This is a genomic window from Enterobacter cloacae complex sp. 6730903 (genome assembly GCF_048283985.1).
GTDB lineage: Bacteria > Pseudomonadota > Gammaproteobacteria > Enterobacterales > Enterobacteriaceae > Enterobacter > Enterobacter hormaechei_C.
Map to the genome: position 1 here is coordinate 1 of NZ_JBLVXX010000095.1, position 4,366 is coordinate 4,366.

3 protein-coding genes are annotated in these 4,366 nt (G+C 44.8%); all 3 read right to left on the reverse strand.

Annotation, left to right across the window (positions count from 1 at the left end):
- Window positions 1-79 precede the first annotated feature (79 nt).
- The gene (locus ACNQ0W_RS24660; RefSeq protein ID WP_001515348.1) at window positions 80-652 is read right to left on the reverse strand and encodes a cytochrome b/b6 domain-containing protein; all 573 of its coding nucleotides are present in this window, start codon (window positions 650-652) and stop codon (window positions 80-82) included.
- 475 nt (window positions 653-1,127) lie between these two features.
- Window positions 1,128-2,366 (reverse strand): IS110-like element ISEsa2 family transposase, encoded by a 1,239-nt coding sequence (locus ACNQ0W_RS24665; protein ID WP_000219087.1) that lies wholly within the window; start codon window positions 2,364-2,366, stop codon window positions 1,128-1,130.
- Window positions 2,367-2,787: 421 nt separating this feature from the next.
- Window positions 2,788-4,128, reverse strand: coding sequence for an ISNCY family transposase (locus ACNQ0W_RS24670; protein ID WP_000589001.1), 1,341 nt, complete (start codon window positions 4,126-4,128; stop codon window positions 2,788-2,790).
- Between the last annotated feature and the right edge of the window lie 238 nt (window positions 4,129-4,366).

Genomic DNA, 4,366 nt, shown 5'->3' on the forward strand with positions numbered 1-4,366 from the left:
GTGCTGTTTCATCTTCTAGTAAACTAAATTTTATTTTTAGGGTTTTCTTCAACTTGAAGTAATATTATCTCACAACAGATTAGTCACTTAGGTTAACTGAGCGGCTTTTATATTTTTCAATTAAAATATGCAAAACTCCCATTGCACCATGTGCATAAAAATAGACCTCAATGAAAGTAGTAAAGAACTTATGCCAGTGGATTACTGTTTCAGCCAGATTTGACTGCATGGTATTCAACAAGAACCATAGGCCACCTGAAAGTGCTACAATTAGCAATGCTAGAACTCCAAATCCTTGGATTGTACTGGCAATACCTCCCGAATGTGCATCGGGCAGTCGGAAACTAGTCAACGTTTTTATATCTTGCTTAATACCACTAAAGTCAAGCCCTACCCATGAAAAATAATAAGTAAAACCTCTTTGAGTAAGCATCCAACTTAACATAATAAAACCACAAATAATCAGTCCTAACCCTGAAATAATGTGCATCCAGGTTATAACTCCTTCAAGACTATGTTCACCAATTGCTTCGGTCTCTGTCAGATTAGAGTTAATAATTTGTGATAATATTAGAAATGCCACAATGATGTGAAGAATACGAAAAAAAGGAGCGTAATCATGGGGTAATAGATTCCAGAGTCGCAATTTCATTAATGAGTCCTTAGTAAATTTATCGATGATCTTAATCATACAAAAGAATTATTAGGATAACCTTAATTCTTAAAATTGCAGCAGGCATTAGTTCACCTCTGATATGGCCACTTGCGAAATGGGAATGGTAACTGTTATTACTATGTGTTTACTTGCTGTTCTTGTTACGCAGCCCCTTAAACACATTACTTTCAAATATGATTTCCTGCTGGGTTTAAATATGTGTCTTTCTATAGTGCGGCAACCTATTTTTACACCAACTCATGAATTAAATAAGAATCATAAATTAAATGAGAGGTTTAATTCTCTTGCTTAACGCGATGATATTAAATGGAAATTTTAATTTTTGTAATTTATTAAACAGTTAGAATGAGACATGGTAAATACGATCTTCCTTTAGATAATTCTGATAGCACTTTTTCTACTGGGCAGTCTGCAATGTCCGCTTCACGCCCTGAGACATTCGACAAGCTTTTTATGGCTTCAGTAAGGGCGAGTGTCTCGCTTCGAGAGCCAGCAAATATTTCGCTTCGTCATAACAGGTTCTGGCCTTCCAGCAGCGGTAAATGATCCTTATCCATTTGAACGCCAGTGCCCGGATCGCAGACTGATGAGATTTGCCCTTTTCTCTAAGGCCCTGATAATACAGTTTGGCCCAGTATGATGAATTAACCGTCTTGGCAGCCCATTCAACAAAGGTCTGCCTGACGAACTTGGCACATTGCCATCGCCAGTGAACCCATGATTTTTGGCCGCTTCGTTCGGTCACCGGTGCTATACCTGCGTAGTTTTGAATTTCTTCAGCGCTGTTAAACCGGTCACGATTATCACCAAGTGCAGCAAGCATCCGTGGGCCCATGCACGGTCCCATGCCCGGAAGTGATTTGAACAGCCCCGCATCTGGCAATGTGTCAAACAGCGTTTCGATTCGTTCGTCATAGGTTTTGATGATTTCACTCACGACTTTAATTTGTGTCGCCAGTGCTGCTGCCATCAAAGCATTAGCCTCTATAACACTCGGGTCTGTAGTCAATGGGATCGCATTATCAATACTCGCAACACGTTGCTCGGTAAGGGCCATAGCGCGACCACCTTTGGCATTCAGAAAGTTGCGGATCGTGTCGCGTCTGGCTCGTTTCAGTTGTTGCAGACTGGGCCACCGGATAATCAGCTCACACAACAGTAAGCTACCCCGATGTGAGAACCACTCCAGTGGCTGAGGATAATACTGTTTAAGCGTGTTGATTATCCGGTTCACAAAGCGTCGTTTATCTTCAACCAACTGACGACGTTGCTCAACCAGTTGCTGAAGTAAGCGAATATCCGCATTGTCGGGTTCAATAGCTTTTATCTTCTGGGGGTAACGCAGCATTAACTCTAATGCCAGCTCGGCATCCTGCGGATCATCTTTAGCGCCGCTGGGCGAGAAGGCTTGCCGATAACGAGCCAGGGACAATGCGTGGACGGGGAAAACGGTGATAAAGGGGTATTTTTGAAGAGCATATACCACGGGGCCCTTCTTCAGTTCGAGAGCTATTGCGATTCTACCTTTTACTTTCTGGTGTAACTCAGTAAGCCAGGCATCAAGCGCTTCTGCTGTATGTTCAATCACATCGAATACGCGTTCACCGTTTTTAAACTGAACACAGACATCGTGTTTTTTATCAGCCCAGTCCAGACCAACGTGCGCAGCAAATTGATTAGTCACAGTCATCACCAACTCCTTTTTATCGGGGATTGGTATGCATTCCACGCTCTTCGAAAGAAATATAGCCAGCAGTTTATCTGCATGCCCTGAGTATTCGTTAGCGAACGTGGAGCACCTACTGGCTCGAAAGAAAAGCGGCGATCATCACATGATTCTCGCTCAATATTCGTAACCAGTAAGCGCATACCCTGAATCACTTCAAAGTGTAATTCTCAGGGTACGAATGACTATATCTCGCTCTTAGCGGACATTAGCATAGGCTATTTACCATAACGCCGCATTACGCGTACCGCTCAGACGGCCTGAGCGCGTTTCTGACGTGTCCCCGTTAAAAACAGTAACAAACCACCCGAAAATGCACGCCAGAAACGCTACGTAAGAATCTATCCTATGACTGGATATGCACTCAACTGAATAACGCCTGGTTTCAGTCCATTTTATCGGGATCAGCCTTCTTTCTGGGTAATTTAGGGGGCTTCACTTGCTGATTACTTTGCGTGCGGCGCGTGAGCCAAGGATGGTCAGCTTTAGGTTTTACGTAGAATTTTGAGCGTAAATCAAAACGGGCATTATCCACACGTTCATGGACACTTTTTTCATCATCCAGTGGTATAGGCTCCGGGCCATCAACATATTTTTCCCATCCCAACGCTTTCCCATCATACAGAACCTTAATTTCACCGTTAAAGCTTTCGCATACCGTGACAACCGAATGCCGAAGTCGATATCCCCGGCCTTCACTGCGAATCTGAAACGCACTGCTTTTGTACTGGAAAGTGAGATTTTTGGAGAGAACGCGCTTCGCCTGGAGGCTGAAGATATAACCCAGTTCCTCTTCAGAATGGTGTACATCAAGATGGGCGTTATCAGCAATACGAGGCGGCGTAGCAAACCGGTTGTTATAGGCTTCAATAAAGGTCGGCAACCATGCGTTTGCTGTTTCAATATCACTGATACCCTGAAGCCGCATTTCTTTGACCAGCCTGTCCTGCAGTGTCTGATTGGCACGCTCTACCCGCCCTTTTGCCTGCGGGCTGTTGGCATGGATTGGCTCGATGCCCAGTGTCTTTATCGCACGTGTGAACTGAGTCAACTCTCCTTCCCGCTCCGGGTTATTTACTCTGAATATACTGTGTCTGTCAGAATAGAGAGCCAGTGGTACGCCATGATCATTAAGGTAACCCCGGAGGGTTTCCATGTAAGCCCGGGTTGTTTCTGCAGGAGCGAATCGTAGCGCCATCAGAGCGCTGGTAGCATCATCGATAAAGACTATCAGTGTGCATTTGGGGCCCCGACCTTCAAACCAGTCATGAGGCGAGCCATCAATCTGGATGAGTTCACCGTAGGATGGGCGCCGCATCCGGCGCTGATAAATTCGGGCAAACTTACGACGACGTTCGCGCCATATGCCCTCCTCTACCATCCACTTCCTGAGAGTTTCAATGGATAAACACAAGCCGTGTATCTCGCGCAATTTTTCGCACGCAAGCGTAGGTCCAAAATCAGCGTAGCGGCCTTTGAGGAGTGAAATTACTGTTGCTCTGAATTCGGTAGAAAAGGAATTATTGGGACGCTTTCCACGTCGGCGGGAAACTAGACCAGAAGGCCCTTCATTTCTATACCGTTGCACCAGACGTTTAACCTGCCGAATAGAAATGCCAATGCGTGCCGCAGCTTGTTCCTGAGTAATATGGCGATTAAGTGACTCCTGAATAATGTGAAGTCGGTCGAGTTCCTTATGACTCATCGTAACAGTCTCTTTGATCATGAAAAATCCCCCAGAGAATTGTCTGGGGACATTTTAGAATGGTTCAAAGGGGACATTACAGCTTGGTGTTAACAATGGCCTTCTTCTCCTTGCATTTAAGCAGGCAAGAGGCTACTCTGAATGTGACTAGCATACAGGGGCCTCGGGTTGTACTGACCCCAAAAAGTTGGACAGTTAAACACGAGGCACATAGGTCTGGGTTCGATATTCAATTGGACTCAGACCTTTTAATTTCAGG